The 22364-nt window shown below is 71.6% G+C and carries 18 protein-coding genes; 8 read left to right on the plus strand and 10 right to left on the minus strand.

Features of this window, described 5'->3' with window-relative positions; all coding sequences use genetic code 11:
* Positions 1-270: 270 nt before the first annotated feature.
* Entirely contained in the window at positions 271-2331 is a 2061-nt protein-coding gene (locus OG623_RS17795; protein WP_406147624.1) for a PhoX family protein, read from the plus strand.
* 115 nt (positions 2332-2446) lie between these two features.
* A complete protein-coding gene (locus OG623_RS17800; protein ID WP_406147625.1) occupies positions 2447-2845 on the plus strand; it encodes an RNA-binding S4 domain-containing protein in 399 nt (132 codons plus the stop codon).
* Positions 2846-2863: 18 nt separating this feature from the next.
* On the opposite strand, the gene OG623_RS17805 is transcribed toward OG623_RS17800, so the two are convergent.
* Together OG623_RS17805 and OG623_RS17810 are read right to left on the minus strand one after the other, a co-directional pair.
* Positions 2864-3802 carry an endonuclease/exonuclease/phosphatase family protein gene (locus OG623_RS17805; RefSeq protein WP_406147626.1) on the minus strand — a complete coding sequence of 313 codons (939 nt, stop codon included), beginning with the start codon at positions 3800-3802 and terminating at the stop codon, positions 2864-2866.
* Between the two features lie 75 nt (positions 3803-3877).
* Positions 3878-4750: a hypothetical protein gene (locus OG623_RS17810; protein WP_406147627.1), complete on the minus strand. Its 873-nt coding sequence runs from the start codon at positions 4748-4750 to the stop codon at positions 3878-3880.
* Positions 4751-4876: 126 nt separating this feature from the next.
* On the opposite strand from OG623_RS17810, the gene OG623_RS17815 reads away from it, so the two are divergent.
* Complete coding sequence (locus OG623_RS17815) at positions 4877-5296, plus strand: hypothetical protein (RefSeq protein ID WP_406147629.1); 420 nt, start codon at positions 4877-4879, stop codon at positions 5294-5296.
* Between the two features lie 143 nt (positions 5297-5439).
* On the opposite strand, the gene OG623_RS17820 is transcribed toward OG623_RS17815, so the two are convergent.
* From OG623_RS17820 to OG623_RS17830, 3 genes are all read right to left on the minus strand, one after another.
* Entirely contained in the window at positions 5440-5862 is a 423-nt protein-coding gene (locus OG623_RS17820; protein WP_406147631.1) for a universal stress protein, read from the minus strand.
* A gap of 114 nt (positions 5863-5976) precedes the next feature.
* On the minus strand, positions 5977-6636 hold the full coding sequence (locus OG623_RS17825; protein ID WP_406151880.1) for an FMN reductase: 660 nt from the start codon (positions 6634-6636) through the stop codon (positions 5977-5979).
* Positions 6637-6638: 2 nt separating this feature from the next.
* Positions 6639-7727 (minus strand): LLM class flavin-dependent oxidoreductase, encoded by a 1089-nt coding sequence (locus OG623_RS17830; protein WP_406147633.1) that lies wholly within the window; start codon positions 7725-7727, stop codon positions 6639-6641.
* Between the two features lie 210 nt (positions 7728-7937).
* Here OG623_RS17830 and OG623_RS17835 point away from each other — a divergent pair, with 210 nt between their 5' ends.
* From OG623_RS17835 to OG623_RS17845, 3 genes are all read left to right on the plus strand, one after another.
* On the plus strand, positions 7938-8060 hold the full coding sequence (locus OG623_RS17835) for a DUF6126 family protein (protein ID WP_362893846.1): 123 nt from the start codon (positions 7938-7940) through the stop codon (positions 8058-8060).
* A gap of 229 nt (positions 8061-8289) precedes the next feature.
* Entirely contained in the window at positions 8290-9348 is a 1059-nt protein-coding gene (trpS, locus tag OG623_RS17840; RefSeq protein WP_406147635.1) for a tryptophan--tRNA ligase, read from the plus strand.
* Between the two features lie 33 nt (positions 9349-9381).
* The gene (locus OG623_RS17845; protein ID WP_362893844.1) at positions 9382-9753 is read left to right on the plus strand and encodes a VOC family protein; all 372 of its coding nucleotides are present in this window, start codon (positions 9382-9384) and stop codon (positions 9751-9753) included.
* A gap of 107 nt (positions 9754-9860) precedes the next feature.
* Here the strand turns inward: OG623_RS17845 and OG623_RS17850 are convergent, their stop codons facing one another.
* From OG623_RS17850 to OG623_RS17865, 4 genes are all read right to left on the minus strand, one after another.
* On the minus strand, positions 9861-11870 hold the full coding sequence (locus tag OG623_RS17850) for an NAD-binding protein (protein ID WP_406147637.1): 2010 nt from the start codon (positions 11868-11870) through the stop codon (positions 9861-9863).
* Between the two features lie 17 nt (positions 11871-11887).
* Entirely contained in the window at positions 11888-16774 is a 4887-nt protein-coding gene (locus OG623_RS17855) for a DNA repair ATPase (protein WP_406147639.1), read from the minus strand.
* Between the two features lie 179 nt (positions 16775-16953).
* A complete protein-coding gene (locus OG623_RS17860; RefSeq protein ID WP_406147640.1) occupies positions 16954-19089 on the minus strand; it encodes a flotillin family protein in 2136 nt (711 codons plus the stop codon).
* 111 nt (positions 19090-19200) lie between these two features.
* Entirely contained in the window at positions 19201-19830 is a 630-nt protein-coding gene (locus OG623_RS17865) for a hypothetical protein (protein WP_406147642.1), read from the minus strand.
* Between the two features lie 294 nt (positions 19831-20124).
* Between OG623_RS17865 and OG623_RS17870 the strand changes: the two genes are divergently transcribed.
* The gene (locus OG623_RS17870) at positions 20125-21192 is read left to right on the plus strand and encodes a PucR family transcriptional regulator (RefSeq protein ID WP_406147643.1); all 1068 of its coding nucleotides are present in this window, start codon (positions 20125-20127) and stop codon (positions 21190-21192) included.
* Positions 21193-21249: 57 nt separating this feature from the next.
* On the opposite strand, the gene OG623_RS17875 is transcribed toward OG623_RS17870, so the two are convergent.
* Positions 21250-21705: a tellurite resistance TerB family protein gene (locus OG623_RS17875; RefSeq protein ID WP_406147644.1), complete on the minus strand. Its 456-nt coding sequence runs from the start codon at positions 21703-21705 to the stop codon at positions 21250-21252.
* Positions 21706-21845: 140 nt separating this feature from the next.
* Between OG623_RS17875 and OG623_RS17880 the strand changes: the two genes are divergently transcribed.
* Positions 21846-22355, plus strand: coding sequence for a BlaI/MecI/CopY family transcriptional regulator (locus OG623_RS17880; RefSeq protein ID WP_406147645.1), 510 nt, complete (start codon positions 21846-21848; stop codon positions 22353-22355).
* The last annotated feature ends 9 nt before the right edge of the window (positions 22356-22364 follow it).

The raw sequence follows: 22364 nt of genomic DNA on the forward strand, positions 1-22364 counted from the left end.
TAAATGTCCGTACTGCGGGAATTGATCCCTGGCCAGGGCGGATACGTAAGGTTAGCGGCCGGATCCGGCCGTCCGGCTGCGCGGCCCGCCCCTGCGTCAACCGAGCCCCAACCGAGTCGTCACCGAGTCCTGAACGGAAGCCCGTACGGGGGCCGGACTGCCGGAAGTGCAGCGGTGTCCCGGACTTCACCCTCCGTTCATCGGCAGTCCCACGAACGGGATGGACGCGCCCCTACCGTCACGCGTGACACACGACGGAGGGACGAAAACGTGCGTAATCTGCTACCGCTCATCGGCTCGCACCCGGGCGGGCGTTCTGCGTTGACCTGCCGCTACCGCTGCGGTGACGCCTGCTTCCAAGAGGTCCCGAACACCAGCGACAACGAGTACGCCGGTGACATCATCGCCGGTGCCCTGTCACGCCGGTCGATGATGCGGGCCGCCGCCGTGGTGACCGTGGCGACCGCCGCCGGAACCATGGCCCTCGTCGGCCCGGCGGTGCGGACCGCCGAGGCCGCGCCCTCCACGGGCCGCCCCGGCAGCAAGCCGAAGCCCACCGCTCCGGGCGCCCGTGGTCTGCGCTTCGAGGCCGTCGCGCCCAACACGGACGACCAGGTCACGATCCCCCACGGCTACAGCCAGAACGTCGTGATCCGCTGGGGCGAGCCGATCCTGCGCGGGGCTCCCCGCTTCGACCCGGACAAGCAGTCCGCCAAGGCGCAGGCGGGCCAGTTCGGTTACAACAACGACTTCCTCTCCCTGATCCCGCTGCCCGGTGAGCGCGGGCGTCAGGTGCTGGTCGCCAACCACGAGTACACGGACGAGATCCTGATGTTCCGTGGATACGATCCGGCCAGTCCGACCCGTGAGCAGGTCGAGATCGCCTGGGCGGCGCACGGACTCTCCGTGGTCGTCGTCCAGGAGGAGCACCGCACGGGCAAGCTCGCCCCGGTCACCCGCCACCAGCTGAACCGCCGCCTCACCGCGACCAGCGAATTCCGGGTCACCGGCCCGGCCGCCGGCAGCCCGCTGCTGCGTACCTCCGCCGACCGCACCGGCCGCAAGGTGCTCGGCACCCTCAACAACTGCGCCGGCGGCACCACCCCGTGGGGCACCACACTCCACGGCGAGGAGAACTTCAACCAGTACTTCGCCAACGGTTCCAGCGACACCGACCTTCGGTACGGCATCGGCACGGGCGAGACGGAGCGCAAGTGGGAGCGGTTCGACCAGCGCTTCGACCTGGCGCAGGAGCCCAACGAGGCACACCGCTTCGGCTGGGTCGTCGAGCTCGACCCGTACGACCCCGACTCGACGCCCCGCAAGCGGACCGCGCTCGGCCGGTTCAAGCACGAGGCGGCGCAGCCCCGGCTCACCGCCGACGGCCGTCCCGTGGTCTACATGGGTGACGACGAGAAGTTCGACTACTTCTACAAGTTCGTCTCCAGCAAGCGGATGAAGAAGGGGAACTCGCGGGCCGCCCACGAGCACAACCTCACCCTGCTGGACGAAGGCACCCTGTACGTCGCCAAGTTGACGGGCGACTCCCCGGCAGCCGAGTTCGACGGCACGGGCAAGCTCCCGTCCGACGGTGAGTTCGACGGCAGCGGCGTCTGGATCCCGCTCGCCACGGGCGACACCTCGCACGTTCCGGGCATGACGGCCGAGGAGGTGTACGTCTTCACCCGCCTGGCCGGTGACAAGGTCGGCGCGACGAAGATGGACCGCCCCGAGGACATCGAGCCCTCGCCGCGCACCGGCCGGGTCTACGTCGCCCTCACCAACAACACCGACCGCGGCGAGGCGGGCATGGCCGGCGTGGACGAGGCCAACCCGCGCAACGCCAACAAGCACGGTCAGATCCTGGAGTTCGCGGAGAACTGGGACGACCCGGCGGGTGACGGCTTCGCCTGGCGGCTGTTCCTCGTCGCGGGCGACCCGGAGGACCCGGCGACGTACTTCTCGGGCTTCCCCAAGGAGAACGTCAGCCCCATCTCCTGCCCGGACAACGTGGCCTTCGACGATCACGGCAATCTGTGGATCTCCACGGACGGCAACCAGCTCGGTTCGCACGACGGCCTGTTCGGCGTGGCGACCCAGGGTGAACGGCGCGGTGAGCTCAAGCAGTTCCTGACCATGCCGACCGGTGCGGAGACCTGCGGCCCGGTCATCCAGGACCGTCGCGTCCTCGTCGCCGTGCAGCACCCCGGTGAGGTCGACGGCGCGTCCGTCGAGAAGCCGGCGAGCACCTGGCCGGACGGCCCCGACAGGATCGTCCGCCCCTCGGTCGTCGCCGTCTGGCGCAAGGACGGCAGCGACGTCGGCGTCTGACGGCAGGGGAGGTTACGGACGAGGGATTCGGACATATCGACCGGATTCCCGTCCGTAACCTCTCACCACCACGCAGAGGGCCCGGCCGGGGGGCTGCCGGGCTAGAGTCGTGGGTATGGGGTCCGGTGAGGTGCCGTTGGCGGAGGGAAGCGTCCGGGTCGACGCCTGGGTCTGGGCGGTCCGGCTGACGAAGACGCGCTCGCAGGCGGCTGCCGCCTGCCGCGCGGGGCATGTGCGAGTCAACGGCGAGCGTGCGAAGCCCGCCCAGGCCCTGCGTACGGGCGACGAGGTGCGGCTGCGGCACGCGGGCCGGGACCGGATCGTGGTCGTCTCCAAGATCGTGAAGAAGCGGGTCGGCCCGCCGGTCGCGGCCGAGTGCTTCATCGACAACAGCCCGCCCCCGCCGCCGCGCGAGGCGGCCGTCCAGGTCCCGGTCCGTGACCGGGGCGCGGGCCGCCCGACCAAGCGCGACCGCCGCGAGATGGAACGCCTCCAGGGTCACCAGGGCGGGTAGACCCACCGCGCGGGCGGATCAGCGGTCGTGGAGGGACAGCTCGACGAGCAGAGCACGGTGGTCGGTGCCGCTCAGATCCAGGAAGCGGGCGGACCGTACGGAGAAGTCGTCGCTGACCAGGACATGATCGATCTGGGTGCGCAGGGGCGTGGGCCGGTCGGCGGGCCAGCTGTACGTACGGGACTTGCCCGCGACCCTCGAGCTGTCGTGGAGCGCGCCCGCTTCGAGGACCGCGCGGAAGGCGGCATGGTCCTGGGAGGCGTTGAAGTCGCCCGCGAGCAGGACAGGACCGCCCTTCGCGCCGGCCGCGAAGTCCCTGATCCTGCCGAGTTCGTCCCGCCACCCTCCGACTCCGCCCGGCACCGGCGGCAGCGGGTGCGCGAGCTGGAGCCGGATGTCCTTCCCGGCGACTGAGGCCACCGAGCCCGGCATGGCCATGGTCGCGTCGACCGGTTCGGCGGTCCGCAGCGGATACCGGCTGAGCAGGGCTGATCCGCGTGAACCTTCGAGGCGGACGACATTGCGGTGCGGGTATGCGGCCTCCGGGATCCGTGCGGCGACGGCGTCGGCGCAGCGCGGATCGCACTCCTGGACGAAGACGAGGTCGGGGCTTTCGCGCCGTACCGCGCCGATCAGCGCGTCGGTGGCGCCGCCGAACTCCACGTTGGCGGTCAGCACGCGCAGCTCGGCCAGGACGGGCCCGTGCGCGCCGGTGTCCCCGGGACCGTAGGGCCTGGCGTACCAGCAGGTGGCCGCGAGGATCACGGCCGCCCAGACCATGCCCGTACGCCACCGGGCGGCGCCCGCCAGCGCGAGGGCGACGGCGCCGGGGACGAGCAGCCAGGGGAGGAAGGCGAGGGTCTGGGGCAGCGGCGTGGGGCCGTCGGCGTCCGCGGCGCGGAAGCCGAGCACGACCGTGGTGCAGCACAGTGCGAGCGCCGCACACCCGCCGGCCACGGTGCGCCACCGCCCGCGCGGCCGGGGGCGGGCCTCCACGGATGGCCTTGCGACGCTGCCGCTCACAGCGGAGGCCTACCCGCCGCGGACCGCCGCGACCCGTCCCACCAGGACCCGGCCCACCAGGCCCCCGACGACCATGACCGCTCCGGCGATCAGTACGGCCCACACCGTCGTCCGCAGGGACGCGGTCAGCGCGTCGTACACCGCGGCGGCCCCGTCGCGGTCGGTCGCCGGCACCTGACCGAGCACCCGGTCACGGCCGGCGGCGACCGCCATCCACAGCAGGGCCGCGCCGAGGGCGAGACCGGCGCCTGCCACGGCCGTGGCCGTCAGGGCGGCCCGGGGGCCGGCGCGTACGAGGGTGAGACCCAGGACCAGGACGAGCAGTACCGCCGTGCCCACGGTCGGCCAGACGCTCCAGTACCTGAGCCACTGGAACGAGTTCCGCAGGTCGTCGGCGCGGTCCGCGGACAGCACGGTGATGGTGGTCTTCCGGACGGGGATCCGGTCGGCGAACGGTACCCGGCTGTCGACGAGTTGCTTCTTGACCTCCTCGATCACCGGGGCCAGGTCGATGGTCACCGCCTGCCCGTCGTCCCCGTGCAGGGAGGCGGTGACGGCCTGCTGCGCCTTCCGGTTCGCGCCGTCCCAGGCCCGCTGGAAGGCCTCGGTCGTGGTGAACGACAGGGCGGTCTCGTGCAGGAACTGCTCGACGGTGTCCTGGAGCGGGCCGACGTCGATGTTCTTCATCGCCTCGTCCGTGACCCGTGCGGCCACGGTGTTCCGCACATCGTCGTCGGAGGCCAGCGGGGAGACGGCGGCGAGATACCGGTCGGTGTCGTCGAGCTCCAGATCGACCCAGGCGGACAGTGCGCTCAGCGGGACCAGGACAGCGAGCAGGACGAGGAGTACCGCCGACAGTGCCGCTGAGAGAGAGGTCCGCACAGCACCAGCCAATCCCCTGCGGTGGTGGGGCGCTCCGGGCCGTACGCCATTCGAGTTGCCGGGCGGCCCGGCCGGGTGTGCGCTGGAGGGACACAGGGACGGGGGCGACGGAAGGGGCTGTGCACCATGGCCACACACGCGACGATGCCGACGCACCGGCGAACACCTGCGCGTACCCCCGCCCGAAGGGGACGGCAGGGGCACAGCGCGCTCTCCTGGGCGGTGCCCCTGGTGCTGGGCGTGATCCTCGGCTTCTGGGCCTTCTTCATCAACCGGGACGGCGGCAGGACCACCAACGGCCAGATCTGGCTCGGTGTCATCTCAGGCGTGGGCTTCGCCGTGCTCTGCTACGCGTTCGTACGGATCCGGAAGGCCCTGCCGCGCGAACTGCGCGCCGCGACGATCGGGGCGCTGACCGGCGGCGCGGTCGGCTATCTGTCCAGCCTGAACGGCAAGAGCGTGCTGATGTCGGGGTTCATCGGCCTGGTGGTCGGCGCGGGGATGCTCTGCACGATGTTCTACATGTACTACACCCGCGAGGAATGACCCCGCCGTCACAGGCGCGCCTGCCGTCACAGGCAGATCCGCCGTCACAGGCGCGCCCGCCGTCACGGGTACAGCGACGCGGACGGACCGATGGGCGGGCCCCGCGTCGGGGCCCGCCCATCGGTCCGGCGTGTGTGGGGGCGTCAGTCGCGGACGACGGTGACCGGGCAGCTCGCGTGCTGGGCGACATGGAGGCTCACCGAGCCGAGTAGCGTCGCCTTGAAGCCGCTGTAGCCACGGGCGCCGACGACCAGCAGATTCGCGCCCTTGGAGCGTTCCAGCAGGGACTGGGCGGGGTTGCCGATCACGACGATCTTCTCGACCGCCGCAGCCCCGTCGACGCCGAGTGCCTCCTCCAGTGCCTCGGTGAGCGCGACGGTCGCCACCGCCTGGGGGTCGAAGTCCTCCGGCACGCCCGGCATCATGGACCCCCAGCTGGTCGCGGGGTACTCCCAGCTGTTGACGGCCTCGACGGTGTCGCCGGTCAGTTCGGCCTGGCGCACCGCCCAGCGCAGCGCCTTGATCGACGGGTCCGATCCGTCGACACCCACGACGATCCTGCCCATGTCTGCCTCCAGTGTGTTCGACGCGTGTTCAACAGGTACGGCATACGGCTGTAACTGTAGTCAAGGCGGACATCGGGGGCCCCGCGGGCAGCCCGCAGGGCCCCGATGCCGTGGTCAGCCGACCCGCAGACCGGCGAGCTGCTGTGCGAAGGGCACGACCGCGTCCTCGCCGTCGTCCAGTGTCAGCGCCCTGGTGGCGCCGGAGACGGTGCGTCCCGTGACGGCGGCGGCGAGCTCGCCGCCCGCGCGCCGGATCCGGGAGGGCAGCCCCTCGGTGTACTCGTCCCCTGCCGAGCCCCAGTCCTCCGAGGCCGCGTACACGGAGGTCGGCAGGGTGGCGGCCCGCAGATAGGCGAAGAGCGGGCGCATGGCGTGCTCCAGGACCAGCGAGTGCCGGGGGGTTCCACCGGTCGCCGCGATGACGACCGGCTTGCCGGTCAGCGCGGTGTTGTCGACCAGGTCGAAGAAGGACTTGAACAGTCCGCTGTACGAGGCGGTGAAGACGGGCGTCACGGCGATCAGCCCGTCGGCCCCGGTCACCGCGTCGATCGCCTGCTTCAGACCGGCCGACGGGAAGCCGCTGACCAGGTGGCCGGCGATGTCGACGGCCAGATCACGCAGCTCGACGACCTGGACCTCGACCGGGCGGTCCTGCTCGGCTGCCAGCTTCTCGCGGGCGGCCTCGGCGAGCCGGTCGGCCAGCAGCCGGGTCGACGAGGGGCTGCTGAGTCCTGCCGCGACGGCGACGATCCTCAGCGGGGCGGTGGCGGTCACGGTCATCGGAGCTCCTCGGGGGCCCTGGCGGCGGCGACCGCGGGGTGGACGGGGGCGTCCGGCGCTCCGGCCGGGCGCAGGCGGGCGAACTCCTTGCGCAGCACGGGCACGACCTCATCGCCCAGGATGTCGAGCTGCTCCAGGACCGTCTTCAGCGGCAGCCCCGCGTGGTCCATCAGGAACAGCTGGCGCTGGTAGTCACCGACGTCCTCGCGGAAAGACAGGGTCCGGTCGATGACCTCCTGCGGGGAGCCGACGGTCAGCGGGGTCTGCCGGGTGAAGTCCTCCAGCGACGGCCCGTGCCCGTAGACCGGCGCGTTGTCGAAGTACGGGCGGAACTCCCGCACGGCGTCCTGCGAATTCTTCCGCATGAACACCTGGCCGCCGAGGCCCACGATCGCCTGCTCCGCGGTGCCGTGCCCGTAGTGGGCGTAGCGGCGCCGGTAGAGGTCGATCATCTTCTTCGTGTGCTCCATGGGCCAGAAGATGTTGTTGTGGAAGAAGCCGTCGCCGTAGTACGCGGCCTGCTCGGCGATCTCCGGCGAGCGGATCGAGCCGTGCCAGACGAACGGCGGGACACCGTCCAGCGGGCGCGGGGTCGCGGTGAAGGACTGCAGCGGGGTGCGGAACTTCCCCTCCCAGTCGACGACGTCCTCGCGCCACAGCTTGTGCAGCAGCGCGTAGTTCTCGATCGCCAGCGGGATGCCCTGACGGATGTCCTTGCCGAACCAGGGGTAGACCGGGCCGGTGTTGCCGCGGCCCATCATCAGGTCGACACGGCCGTCGGCCAGGTGCTGGAGCGTGGCGTAGTCCTCGGCGATCTTCACCGGGTCGTTGGTGGTGATCAGCGTGGTGGACGTGGAGAGGATCAGCTTCTCGGTGCGGGCGGCGATGTAGCCGAGGGTGGTCGTCGGGGAGGACGGGACGAACGGCGGGTTGTGGTGCTCGCCGGTCGCGAAGACGTCCAGGCCCACTTCCTCGGCCTTGAGTGCGATCGCGAGGGTCGCCTTGATCCGCTCGTTCTCGCTCGGTGTCGTACCGGTCGTGGGGTCGGTGGTGACATCCCCGACGGTGAAGATCCCGAACTGCATGGGGTCCGCCTCCTACTGATCGAGCACGTTGATCGAGCAAGCCGATCGGGCAAGTCGATCGCGTCGTTGGTTGAACGTTGAACTATGTGAACACACCCTACAACGGAGCACCCCCTCTCTCTATTCCACCCGCTCCGGGACAGCTGTCCACCGGGCTCTGCGTACTCTGGAAGGCGGTGCCACGGCGGCAGCCGGACGGAGGAGGACCTGATGAGCGAGAGCGAGAGCTGGAAGGAACGCAGCGTCGCCCTGCGCGTCTTCGTCTACATCTTCGCGACGCACATGTTCGCCGGGTTCGTCATGCTGCTGTTCTACGTGGGTGGCGACAAGTAGGCGGCAGCCGCGACGAGCAGCGGAAACGCTCAGCCCCGCGCGGGCCGGTGGACGCTACACTCGTCCCATGACCTCCGTTACGTGCCGAAACTGGTGGCGCTCCTCCTAGGAGCGGCCACTCCCTCTGCGCGGAACCAGGGCCGTTCGATCTTCGGACGGCCCTTTTCGCTGCCTCGCCGCCCCGTGACGGGCCGTCCTCCACGCGTACACCACCAGCGAGGAGACCCCCGTGACCATCACCGACGACCTGTCCGTCAGCCCCGCCGTGCGCCGCAGCGCCGAACTCGAACAGCAGCTCGCCCTGGACCCCGGACGCTTCCGGGTCCTCACCGGGGACCGGCCCACCGGCGCCCTGCACCTCGGGCACTATTTCGGCACCCTCCACAACCGGGTGCGCCTCCAGGACCTCGGTGTGGACGTCTTCGTGCTGATCGCCGACTACCAGGTCCTCACCGACCGTGATGTCGCCGAGCGGCTCACCGAGTATGTGGAGGGGCTGCTCCTGGACTATCTCGCCATCGGGATCGACCCGTCCCGCACCACGGTCTTCAACCACAGCGCGGTCCCCGCCCTCAACCAGCTGCTGCTGCCCTTCCTGTCCCTCGTCTCCGTCGCGGAGCTCGGCCGCAACCCCACCGTGAAGGACGAGATCGCGCACTCCCGGCAGTCCGCGGTCAGCGGCCTCATGTACACCTACCCGGTGCACCAGGCCGCCGACATCCTGTTCTGCAAGGGCAACCTCGTGCCCGTCGGCCAGGACCAGCTGCCGCACGTGGAGCTCACCCGCACCGTCGCCCGGCGCTTCAACGAGCGGTACGGCGACGTCTTCCCCGAGCCCGACGCACTGCTCTCCGTCGCGCCGCTGCTGCTCGGCACCGACGCCACCAAGATGAGCAAGAGCCGCGGCAACTCCATCGCTCTGGGCGCCGACGCCGACGAGACCGCCCGGCTGATCAAGGGCGCCACGACCGACGCCGAGCGCCACATCACCTACGACCCCGAGCTGCGGCCCGGGGTGTCGAGCCTGGTGCTGCTGGCCGCGCTCTGTCTCGACCGCGACCCGCACGAGGTCGCGGAGGAGATCGGGAGCAGCGGTGCGGCCGGCCTCAAGCGGACCGTGACCGAGGCCGTCAACGCGACAATGGCCCCGATCCGCGCCCGGCGGGCCGAGTACGCCGAGGACCTCGGGTACGTACGGGACGTGCTGCGGGCCGGCAACGAACGGGCGAACGCGGTGGCCGAGGCGACGCTCCAGGAGGTGCGGGACGCGATGGGGACAATTCAGTAGTGGGTTCGTGCGGCCCCGGGCACACTGGGCGCCATGCCCGTCTCACTGCATCACATCGTCATCGACGCCCACGACCTCCCCGCCCTGTCCCGGTTCTGGGCCGAAGCACTGCGCTGGCGCATCCTGTCCGAGCGGGAGCGGGAGGTGGTGATCGGGCCGGACGAGACCTCACCGGTGGGCATCTGCTTCATGCCGGTGACGGATCGCAAGGTCGTCAAGAACCGCCTGCACCTCGACCTGACGTCTGCCGCGGAGGACCGGGACGCCGAGATCGAGCGCCTCTTCGCGCTCGGCGCCCGTGAGGCGGACGTCGGTCAGACCGGCGACGAGTCGTGGACCGTGCTGGCCGATCCGGAGGGCAACGAGTTCTGCGTGGTCCGCCCGAAGGAGACCCTCATCGGCTGAGGGCCTCCGGGGCATCGGCTGAGGGCCCTCCCGGGCGGGCCCCTCCCTCGGCGGCGGGCCGCCCAGGCGGGCTGCCCCGGGAGGGGGCTGCCCCAGGCTGCCCCGGCTCAGCGGTGGGCCGCGTAGCGCTGGCCGCGCAGGAGTTCGGCCAGGCCGCGCCGGGTCGCGGCGATCACCACCCGGTCCTGGGGCTGCAGCACATAGCCCGGGTGCAGATCCCAGACCAGCCCCGACGGCCGGTCGGGGGTGCTCTGGCCGGCCGGGTCGAGGGGGTCGAACGGCGGTACGGCCGCCAGGTCCGGGAGACGGTCCGCGGGCGGGGTGGCGTCCAGGGCCAGCACCCGCCAGGCGCCCGCGCGGAACGCCTGGTCGACGGTCCTGCCCTCCAGATGAGGGTGTCCCGCCACCTCGAGGGCGGCGAAGAGCATCACCTTGCGCTCCACCGGGACCGCGCCCAGGATCTGCCGGCCCATCATGGCGACCGCGAACGAGGGCGCGGCCAGATGGGACACCGAGCGGGAGCGGGTCAGCGCCTGCGGGTGGGCCGTGCGCAGGGTGCGGTAGACGGCCGTGGCGAACTCGTCGTCGTACAGGCGCAGCGCCACCCGCAGGCCGGGCTTGAGCGAGCGTGCGTACAGCACGGCTTCGAGGTTCGTGGTGTCGATGCTGGTCAGAGCCAGCAGCGCGCGGGCCCGGCGGATCTTGGCCGCCTCCAGGACGCCCTCCTGGGTCACGTCGCCGAGCACCGTCGGGACGTGCAGGCTGCGGGCCAGCGGGATGCCGCGCGCGTCCGGGTCCTCCTCGACGACCACCACCGGGATGTTCAGCTCACGCAGGCGCACCAGCACCCTCGTACCGATCTTGCCGAGCCCCAGCAGGACCACATGGCCGGACAGACCGCGCGGCGGGCGGCGCAGGGCGGACGCGGTACGCAGCGAGCCGAACGCCTCCAGGACGGCGGCGACCAGCAGGGGCAGCAGCAGAAGCCCCGCCACACCGGAGAGCAGCTGGATGACCTGCCGGAACGTCGTATCGGTGTCCTCGACCGCCGGGTCACCCATCGCCAGCAGGTCGAGCAGGGTCAGATAGACGGCGTGCAGAGGGCTGTCACCCGTGGTGACCACCGAGGTGACGGCCAGCGCGAGCACGGACGCCGCGACGCCCAGCGCCGACCAGCGCAGCCGCCGTGAGAAGACCTTGCCGAGCGGTGCGCCCCTGCCTCCCATGCGGGTGGGCCCCTGGTCGGGTCCGACCTGGCTGATGGCCTCCAGGACGACGGTGCCCCGGCCCGTGGCGGCGTTCACCGTGGCCCGGTCGGGCAGAAGCTGGGGGCCCTCGTCGCCGCTGCTGTCGGAGCCCTCGCTGCCGGCCGGGTCCTGGCTGGTGGAGGAGAGCAGGGCCAGGGTGCACAGACCGGGGTCGGCGAGCTCGCCCGGGCGCGGTGGGTTGCGTTCGACGGCGCGCAGAAGCAGGCCCTCGGCCTGGATGACCTTGTTGCTGCCGGGCAGCGCGGTGGCCGCCAGGGCGGGTGCGGCGGTGTCGGCGTCGGACAGGACGGTGGTGGAGGCGTCCAGCGCTGCCGGGTCGAGTCCGGGCATGGAGACGGCAGCCGCCTGGTCGAGCAGCGTCTCCAGGTGCTGGCCCAGCTTGCGGTTGTAGAGCCGGATGACCAGGCGGAGCCGCGGATTGAGCCGACGGGCCGTCAGGGCGGCCCGGATGTTGAGCTCGTCGTCGTCGTAGACGAGGGCGAGCGCGGCGGCCCGGTCGACGCCCGCCTCCTCCAGCACCTCGTCGGACGGCTCGTGCGCCTCCATGATGCGGACCGCCTCGACCCCGGCGTTCGTGTCACCGGAGCCGTTCCCCGTCGCCCCGTGACGGTTCATCGCCGCCGACATCCGCCCGAACAGGGCACCGGCACGGGCCCGTTGGGTCAGTGGCTGGTCCGGCCTGCTGGGCTCCCGGCCCGGCGGGACCAGGAGCGTGACCCGCTCCCCGTACACGTAGCGCAGTTCCACGGCGAGCCGACGGGCGAGGGTGTCGTCACCGCAGACCACCATGTGGCCGCCGCTCGCGGGGCGTTGGGGCTGTTGAGGAAGTGAGGTCACAGAACCCAGCATGCCTTGCTCCCACCGGTTCAGTCGGGCGTGTCGGTGATCATCGCGTGACGGGGGCGTGGGCGTGCGTCCGCCCGGCTCGGGCCCGCGGCCCGCTCGATGGCCGCCTCGACCGCCGCGAGCCGGTCCGCGAGCAGCCCGAGCGCACCGACCGCGCGGGCGGCGGGGTCGCCGTCCGCGCCGCCGATGGCCTGCGTACGGACGTGGGCGGCGGTGACCGCCGACCAGCGCTCCGCCTGTGCCGGGGTGAGCGTGCCGCGCAGGGCGGCCAGCTTCAGCAGGTTCGACTCGGCGCCCGTGGTGAGGGTCTGCGCCTCGCCCGCGTAGTGGTCGTCGACGACGGCGGACAGCTCGGACTCGTTCATGACGGGCACGATCCGCTCAGCGATCTTGTTCATGTTGCGGTACGAGCCCTGGAGTCGGAACGGCGGCTCGATGCGCGCCGCGTCGGACTGCGCCGCGGAGGCGATGTACGCCGCGTTCACCGCGAGGACCGTCTCGCGTGCGGTGAGCAGATGGCGCAGCACCGACACGATCCTCTCCAGCTCCGCCGGGGCGTAGGCGTGCTCCAGTTGATCGGCCCGCACCGCGAGACCCGACCCGGACGCCATGCGCACCAGCAGCGCCAAGTCGGCGCGTGAGCGGCCGGCGAGCGGGGCGAGTACCGGATTGGCGGTCAGGGCGTTCTCGACGAAGCTCAGCGCGAAGACGTCCTCCCGGCCGCTCAGCACCTCACCGAGATTCCATACGTCGGCCCGGTTGGCGAGCATGTCCGGAATCCTGAACAGGTCACCCGATTCGGTGTACGGATTGCCCGCCATGACCACCGCGAACCGCTTGCCCCGCAGGTCGTAGCTGCGCGGCTCGCCGTCCCTCACCCCCTCGACACGACGGGTCGCGTCGCAGAGCGGAATGAACTTCTGGAGCAGTTCCGGCGAGGTGTGCTGGATGTCGTCCAGATAGAGCAGAGTGTTGTTGCCCGACTCCAGGGCGAAGTTGATCTTCTCGATCTCGCGGCGGGCGGTCGCCCCGCGCGCCTGTGCCGGGTCCAGCGAGGTCACGTCGTGGCCGAGGTTCGGCCCGCTGACCTTCACCAGGACCATCCCGAGCCGGTCGGCGACGTACTCCATGAGCGTCGTCTTGCCGTAGCCCGGCGGGGAGACGAGCAGCAGCAGGCCCTGCGAGTCGGTGCGCCGGTCCGCGTCGGCGGTGCCGAGCTGCTTGGCGAGGCTGTCACCGATCAGCGGCAGATACACCTCGTCCAGAAGCTGGTTGCGGACGAACGCCGACATCACGCGCGGCCGGTGGTCGTCCAGCCGCAGCCGGGCGCGCTCGGAGTCGACCAGCGTGGTGCGCAGCCGCTGGTAGGCGCGGAAGCCGGGCACGGCCTCGGCGCGGAACCGGGCCGTACGGGCGAGGAGTTCGTCCAGCCGCACCGCCAGCGTCCCCCTCTCGATGCGGGGGTGGTCGCCGAGCAGCCCCTCCACCGTCGCGCCGAGCGAGGCGTCACGGTCGTACCGGTCGAGGCCCGGGCAGAGCTCCACGGCAACGGCCTCCGCCAGGTCCCCCGCGTCGGTCTCCGTGCCGGACGCGTCGGCGTACGAGCCGAGCCAGCCCTCGACCAGCTGGCGCCGGGCAGGCAGGTCGTCGTGGAGCGCGGCCAGGTCGTCGTCGTACGCCGAAGTGCCGGTCGCCCGGCGGAACTTCTCCAGGAACGTACGGGTCGCCGCGCTGGTGACGAAGCCGGCCGGGCCGCCCGTCAGCTCCTCGAAGAGATACCCGGCGACCGCCGCCTCCGCCCCCATGACCGCCGCCCACTCCTCCTGGAGGACGGCGATCGCCGGGGCGAGCCCGAAGGTGTCACGGGCCCGCGCCAGCGACACGGCGCGGCGCTCCCAGGACGTACGCAGGGCGTCGTCGGCCTCGTGCGCCCAGAACAGCTGCGCTGTGGCGCGTACGGCGGGTCCGTACCGCAGGAGCCCGGCCCCGGCGTGCAGCCGCAGCAGGACGGTCAGGATCGCGGTGGCGTCCTCGTCGTGCACACCCCGCTGATGGCCCTCGTCGTACGCCGCCGCTGCCGCCTCCCGGACGAGCGCGGCCAGGTCGGGGACGCCGGCCAGGGCGTCGGCGCCGTGCTCGTCGAGCAGCCGGGCGGCCAGGTGCTCGGCGCGGTAGACGTCCCCCGACTCGGAGGGCAGCAGCCGGTCCCAGTAGGGGCGGGTCGCGACGAACTCCGGGTCGGTGACCGGGGCGCGGTAGTCGGTGCCGGTCAGCGCGAAGGCGAGCCGGTCGCCGTGCGGAACCAGGGTCAGATCGAAGGGCTGGGTGTTCACCGCGAACCTGTGGCGGCCCAGCTTGAGGACGGTGCCGCCGTCCGCGTACAGCTCACCGCGGTCCCTGAGCGCACGGCCGGCCTCCTGGCGGGCCGCCTTCAGCCGCCCGTCCAGCTCGTCGGCGCGCACCGGGTCGCCCAGCTCACGCAGCTCGTCGGCGGTGCGCCTGACCTTGGCGACCATCGGGTCGGAGGCGAAGTACGTGTGGACGGCGTCCAGGTCCTCCAGCGTGGCCAGCCGCCGGTCGACCGTCTCCAGCACCCGGGCGGCCGAGTCCGCGAGCCGCTCGGCCCGCCGGGCGCGGGCGTCCTGGAGGGTCTGCCGCCTGGCCGAGAACGCCTCGTGGACCTCGGTCCTGCGCTCGGCCAGCCGGCCGAGGAAGTCGCCGGACTCCGAGAATCTGGACTCCAGGTTCTCCAGCTGGAGCAGCAGCCGCGCCAGCTGCTCGTCGCAGGACTCAGGGGATTCGGCGGCGGCCAGCGCTCCCGTCACGGCCTGTCCGAGCAGCGTGAACTCGGCGGCGAACTCGGCCCGGCCCTCCTGGGACAGCAGCTCCCTGCGGCGGGCGTCGAGGGTGGCACGGGCCCGGTTGGCGTCGCCCAGCACCCCGGCGATCCGCTCCAGGATCGACGTACGGACCGTGGCGTCCCCGATGTCGAGACCGGTCACCACGTCCGTGACGGTCGCCAGGCCCTCGGTGATCTCCGTCAGCCGGTCGCCGACCTCCGAGGCGTCGGCGACGGCCGTCAGTGCGTCGGCGGTGGTGGTGAGGGCGGCGAGCTCCTCGTGGTAGCCGGCGAAGGAGTCCTCGCGGGCCAGGAAGGAGACGGCCCGCCGCGCGGCCGACGCCAGGTCGTCCTCGGCCTCGGCGGACAGCGCGGCGATCCGCTCGGTGTCGGCGTACCGCATCTCGGCGAGCGTCGCCAGATGGCCGTGGGTGCGCCGGAGTTCGGTGAGCTGGTCGACCCACGCGGCGGCCGAGCGCGGTGCCTCGCCCCGGATACGGCGGACCAGCGCGGTGAGCCGACCGGCCGTCTCGTCGAGGGCGTCGGCGGCCTGCCGGGTCAGCTCCTGCACCGTCTCGAACTCGGCCAGGACCTGGCCCGCGGTGGCCCCGATCTCCGTCAGGGGCTCGGCGAGTCCGCCCAGGTCCGGGTCGGCGAGCCAGTGGTAGCGGTCGCCCGCCCTGGCGCAGTCGGCGACGAGACGGGTGTACACGGCGGCGGTCGGCGTCATGTCGCGTACGCCGTGCGCCAGGGCGAGGCAGTCGGAGATCCCGCGCACCAGGTCGGCGTTGCCGGTCCGGGCGAGCGGTCCCGTGCCCGCGGGGTGTGAGGCGGCGTAGGTGTCCGAGACGTACGGGGTCTGCCAGCGCTGCAAGAGGTGCACACGGGCGGGCCCGTCGTCGCCGCCCTTCAGCAGCACGAGGGTGCCGTCGTCGAGCAGCGCGTGCCCCCGGCCGAGCAGCGGGGTGGCGACCTCCTGACGGATCAGGTTGTACGGCAGGAGCAGGGTGCGGCTCTCGTCGCGGGACCGGAAGACGTACAGCACGTCCTCGCCGTTGGGCGAGCGGACCGCGCCCTCGAAGACCGGATCGGTCAGCTCGTCGGCGGTGTCGAAGGTCTTGGCCGCGCCGGTGGTCAGGTAGTAGCCGCCGGGGAAGATGATCCCCTGGTCCTCGGGCAGCCGGTGGCAGGAAGGACCGATCGCGTCGAGGCGCTGGACCCGGCCGAGCAGCGTGTTGAAGACCAGGTGGCGCCAGGCCTCCTCCTTGTACGGGCGCACCCGCAGCAGGACCAGGGGGCCCGCCGTCGCGTACTCGACGTCGGCGTCCGCCAGGGACTGCAGCGGCTCGTCGACGGGCTCCTCGTAGATCCCGTCGGGCGTCTCGGTGTCGTCCTCGGTCTTGACGGTGAGTGTCCCGCCGAGGGTGTCGACGAAGAGCGCACCGTCGGCCACCGCGATGTGCGGGTGCCGCCCGGTCCTGTGGGTGTCCCGGCCCGCCGGGGTCCAGTCGAAGTCGTGCGACGGCGGGAAGACATGGTCCTTCTCGCCCCGCGCGTCCAGGAACTCCCCGGGCGTCCCGTCGGCGCCGAGGGCCCACCGCAGGACACGGACGTCCTCGGCGTTCTCCCCGGTACGGAACACCGCGATGAGGCGGCCGTTGACCTTCCGCAGACGCAGCAGCCGGGCATCGCGGAAGTAGCGGTGCAGGCCGGCGAACTCCCGTACGAACGCCTCGTCGGCCAGGGGCCCTTCGCCGGCCACCTCGTCAAGTCCCGCCTCCCGCAGGACGAGGACGTCCCCGACCCCGGGCTCCCCGCCGACCCCGGGCCCGCGCTCGAAGCCGAACAGCAGCCGGCCGCCGACGGCCACGAGGTCCCGGGCCAGCGAGGCGCGCTCGGTGTGCACCTGCTCGGTGGCCAGCAGTCGCAGTCCGGTCGACCCGAACTCCTCGGTCCGCCGCACATTGAGCGCCTCGGCCCGCCGGACGAGCTCATCGGCCTGCGCCGAGAGCCGCCGCCGGAGCACCTCGTAGGCACCGCCATCGGCGAGTGTGGTGTCACGGTCCATGCGTACGGCTCCCTACGGAATAACACTCACTGACAACCCGGCGGCACATTCAAGCCCGTCCGGCCCCGGACATGACCCTCCCGGCGCGGCGCATTCAAGCCCGTCCGGCGATTGAGGACGAAACCCTCACGCCACCCCTGGGGACAGGGCTACCCGCCCCCAGGGGCAGACCAGGCGGGCTACGCCACCCCCGCAGGCGCGGCCCCGTTCGAGGACGGCGCCGCAGCACCCGCACCGCCGTCACCCCCGCCCGTGAGCGAGGACACCGTCATCCCCGCGAGCCCCAGCTCCTCCGCCGCGGCCAGCAACTGACGTACCTGCCCCGTGGCAGGTCCCGACGTCCCCCGCATCAGCCCCATCAGCAGCGCGGACACCGTCAGGTTCTGCACATCCCCCGACGAGACGGACCCCAGCACCCGGGTCAGGTCGTCCGTGAAGGACGAGGACCCGTCCAGCCACGGCCCGGCCAGGGCCTGCGCGGTCTTCGAGTTCTCCACGAACCCGTCCACGCTCCGCCCCAGCGAGACCGACGAGACGAGCCGGTCGAAGAAGACCGAGTCCCCGCCGACGATGTCGATGTCCGCGTTCTCCAGACCCGTCGCCAGGACCGTCGCCTGCGCCTCGGCCACCTGCCGCTGCACATCGAACTCCGCCAGCCGGATCTCCTTCTCCGCGGCCAGCCGCAGCCGGTACTCCTCGTGCCCGCGCGAGGCCTCGTCCAGCGCGGCCATCGCCGCGGCCTTCTCCGTGAGCCCCTCGGCCTCGGCCTTCAGCTTCTCGCCGATCACCGCCGCGTCCGCCGTCGCCTGGGCCTGCGTACCCTCCGCGGCTGCCAGCGCCTTGAGGCGCGCGCCCTCCGCCTCGGCCTTGAGCCTCGCCTCGGTCGCCTCGGCCTCCGCGCGGCCGGCCTTCTCGATGACCTCGGCCTCCGCGTCCCGGACCTGGACCTCGGCGAGGCCCGGCGCCGCGGACTCGGCCTGGACGCCCTCCGCGAGCCGCAGCTTCGCCTGCGCGTCCAGGTCGGCCGTCTTCAGCCGGGCGTCCGCGAGCGTCAGCTGCTCGGCCGCCAGGTGGACCGCCGCCGCCTCCGCGGCCTCGGCCGCCTTGATGTCCTTGACCAGCTTCTCCTGTGCCTCCGCCTCGGCCGCGATGATCACGGACCTGCGGGTGCGCTCCGACTCCTCGACGGACCGCAGGGTCAGGATCGACTCCTCCTGCTCGGCGACCGTACGGTCCACCGCGATCCGCTCCCGGATGACGTCCGCGACCTCACGGCGCTCGGCCTCGACCTCCTTCGTCGCGGCGATCCGGTTCAGCTCGGTCTCCCGCTCGCGCCCGATGACCTCCAGCATCCGGTCCTTCTCGATGCGCTCGTTCTCCACGGCGATGACCCGCTCGCGGTTCTTCTGCGCGACGGCGACCTCGCGTGCCTGGTTCTCCCGCTGGATGCCGAGCTGCTCCTCGGTACGGATGAACGCGCTCTGCGAACCGAGCCGCTCCTCCTCCTGCACCCGTGAGGTGGCCGACTCCTCCCTGGCCCGCAGGGTCTCGACCTCGCGGCGCTGCTTGATCTCGGCCTCGGACTGCCGGCGCTCCAGCTCCAGGATGGTCTCGCGGGCGTCGACGTCCTGCCGGGTGATCTCCTTCTGCTCGGTGCGCTGGAACTCGTTGGTCCGTACGTGCTCGATCGCCGTCAGTTCGGTGATCTTCCGGATGCCCTGCGCGTCCAGGATGTTGGCGCCGTCGAGCTGCGCCATCGGCGTCTGCTCCAGGAAGTCGATCGCGGCGTCGTCGAGGTGGTAGCCGTTCAGATCGGTCCCGATGACCCGGATGATCCGGTCCCGGAACTCCTCACGCTTGGTGTACAGGTCGACGAAGTCGAGCTGCTTGCCGACGGTCTTGAGCGCCTCGGAGAACTTCGCGGCGAAGAACTCCTGGATGGCGATCTTGTCGCTGGCCCGCTCCGTGCCGATGGCCTGCGCGACCTTGATGACGTCCTCGACGGTCTTGTTGACCCGGACGAAGAACGTGATGTGGATGTCGGCGCGGATGTTGTCCTGACAGATCAGGCCCTCGCGCCCGGTGCGGCGGATCTCGATGGTCTTCACCGAGATGTCCATGGTCTCTGCCTTGTGCAGCACCGGGAGGACCACGGCCCCGGTGAAGGTGACATCGACCTTCTTGGTCTTGGAGATGATCAGTGCCTTCCCCTGCTCGACCTTGCGGAAGAGACGGGTGATGACGAAGACCAGAGCGATGGTGATGAGCAGGACAACGGCGACGATCACGCCGATGCCCCAGGAGATGGCATCCATGTCAGTCCTTGCGGCTGGTGGGACGTGCGGAGAAGAAGTCGGGCCCCGGCCGCCCGTAGGACGGCGCGCGGAACCACGGGCCGGGGCCCGGAGAAGGAAGCGGAAGGCGGGTCAGCCGGCCTCGCGCGGCAGGTGCCGCGGTGCGAGCGACGCGTCGTACGGCGAGACCCAGAAGAACTCGCCGTCGGCGTCGTAGGCGTAGAGGAGCCCCGTACTGCCGGATGTGAACACATCGCCGGGTGCGGAGGGCTGCCGTACCTGCACGATCGCGGTCGACCCGTCGGCGGCCGCGACCTCGGCCTGCCCGAAGTCGGCGCTGACGGATCCCGTACGGATCGTGCAGACCTGACCCACGAAGTCCTGCCGGGATGGAGGAGGTTCCGCGGGGAAGTGCCGGCGGAAGCGGCGTACCAGCATGCGGACCACCCCCCAGGCGATCAGGAGCGCACCCGCCAGGACGGCGAGGTGCAGTACGGCCCGCTGGGTGCCGGTGGCTCCGCTGCGGAGCACCAGGACCGAGCCGGCCAGCCCGGTGAACCAGGCGACGGCGATGAACAGCGACACGGACACGGAGACCGGCACCCCGCCGAAGCCGACCGCCCCGGTGTCGAGGTCGGTGTCGAAGGAGTCGGGCCCGGCCGCTCCCACGAGCACCAGCAGCCAGAAACAGATGACGACCACCAGTGCGCCGCTGAAGATGACAGCCGGGAACGCGACTGCCGCGGTAAAGAACTCGGTCATCCGGTCCACCCCCCTGCGATGCCGTATCGTCCGGGAGGCCGCGCGCGTCGGGAGGGGCGGAGGGGGCCGGAGCTGCGACGCCGTTGAACGGCCCCGCAGCAACCGGTTCCTTCCCCCGTGTTCCCCCGTAACCCCCGTGATTCCCCCGTGTGTTGCTGGACCGATCATGTCAGCCGGGGCGGTCAGGACGCATTGCCGGAATCCGGCAGCCTTTACGGGGCCTGCCTGCCGGGCACCGGCACCGGCTTCCGTGCGTTGACGGGATGAGAGTGCTGATGTGTGGAGGAGTGTGCCGTGGCGGAGCCCGAGATCCCCGAACGGTTGCTGGAGGGCTACGCCCGGATTCTGGCCGAGGTCGCGGAAACCGGCCGCCGGCTCACCCGCGACGAGCTGGAGACCCGGCGCACGCTCGGCCGTGAGGCCGCGGAGGCCGGATACCAGCTGCGCGCCCTGGTGCGGCGCCATCTCGCGGAGACCCGCGCGGACTGGCCGCTCACCTCGTCGGGTGCGGGCGCCACCGACGCCGTGCTGAGCGCGGTGGAGCAGACCATCGACGCGTTCGCGGAGGGCTTCGAGCGGGCGCAGCGCATCACGGTGCGACGTGAGGAGGCCGCGCGTCGGGAGTTCATCGACGACCTGCTGTACGGGCGCAGCGACCTGGGCCGTCTCGCGGAGCGCGCCACCCGCTTCGGGCTGCGGCTCTCACGGGCCCACGCCGTCGCGGTGGCGGCGGGCCCGGAGGCCTATGCCGAGTCCGACGCGGTGCCCCGCCAGGTGGAGTCGGCCCTGCTCGCGCGGTTCGGTGGCCGGAAGATCCTGATCACCACGAAGGACGGGCGGCTCGTCTGCATAGCCCCCGGCAGCCAGCCGGACGTCCTGCGGTATTTCGCGAAGCAGTCCCACGCCGCGACGGACGGCGGCCAGGTCGCGGTGGGCCGCCCGCACCGCGGCCCGGGCGGGGTGGTCCACTCCTACGACGAGGCGCTGGACGCGCTCGACATGGCTCAGCGGATGGCCCTCGACGACCCCGTGCTGTACGCCGCCGACCTGCTGGTCTATCCGGTGCTGACCAGGGACCGGCAGGCGATGGCCGACCTGGTGCGCAGTGAGCTGGGCCCGCTCAAGGAGGCACGGGGTGGCGCGGAACCGCTGCTGCGGACCCTGTCGGTGTATTTCGACGCGGGCTGTGTCGCCGCCGAGACGGCCCGCCGGCTCTCGCTCAGCGTGCGGGCGCTGACATACCGGCTGGAGCGGATACACCAGCTGACCGGCTCCGACCCGTCCGACCCGATGCACCGCTACACGCTGCAGACCGCGGTGATCGGCGCCCGGCTGCTGGACTGGCCCGCGAAGGAGCTCTGAGGGGGCGCGGCGTGTACGGCCCGAGGGGCCGGGCCGTACACGCCGCGGGCATGTGTCCTACAGGTCGAACTCGTGCGGCGGCAGGTCCAGCGCGAAGCACGCCTCGCGCACGACACCCTGCTCCGACTGGTCGAAGTCGCCGTCGGCGCCGCCGATCACGATGCCGATCTGGATGACGGCACGCGCCTCGGCGGGCTTCTTCTTCGCCTTGGCGACCTCCTGGAGCACGCTGACCTTGCCGAGGGCGAAGTCCGCGGTCAGCTTGTTCACATAGTCGTTGAACCGGCGCTGGAGGTCGTCCGCCGGGAAGTTCTTCAGCACGTCGTTGGTGCTGATGAGCGTGGCGACGCGCTGCCGCTCGGACGGGTCGATGGAACCGTCAGCCGCGGAGACCAGGGCGCACATGGCCATGCTCGCGTCCCGGAACGACCCGCTCTTCAGGTCGTTCTTCTTCGACTCCAGCTGCGTCTGCATCGACGACGCGGATTCCTTGATCCGATCCCAAAGGGCCATGACACGTCTCCATAAGGTTGCGTTGCCTGTGATGCGGGAACCAGGCAAACTCTACAACTGTGTAGAAGAACCATGGATGGCCCTTCGGACAACCGGCGACCGACAGGCCGGCCACCCGGCCACTCAGTAGGATGCGGCGGATGAACAGGCCCACAGGTGCGGACGACGGCGGGACCCGGGACGGCTCACGGCTGCCCAGGCGCCGCCAGGGGCAGCTGGAGTCCCAGGTCCTGACCGTGCTGCGGTCCGCGGGCGGGGCCGCGACGGCCGGCTGGGTGCAGGAGCACCTCGACGGTGACCTCGCCTACACCACGGTCATCACGATCCTCTCCCGCCTCCATGAGAAGAAGGCCGTGACCCGCGCCAGACAGGGCCGTTCCTACGCCTGGACCCCGGCATCCGACGAGGCGGGCCTCGCCGCCCTGCGAATGCGCCGCGTCCTGGACGGTGAGCGTGACAGGGAGGCCGTCCTGGCCCGGTTCGTCTCCGCCCTTTCGGCCGGCGACGAGGCGAGGCTCCGCGCCCTACTCTCCCGCGCGGCCGATGACAGCGACGGCGCCGACGTCAGTGACGACCCCGACGACAGTGACGACCCCGACGGCCGCGGCGGTGCGCACGACCCCGACGGCCCCTTAGCTCCGGAAGGCTGAGAACCACCG

Source organism: Streptomyces sp. NBC_01012 (genome assembly GCF_045162755.1).
Classification (GTDB): Bacteria; Actinomycetota; Actinomycetes; order Streptomycetales; family Streptomycetaceae; genus Streptomyces.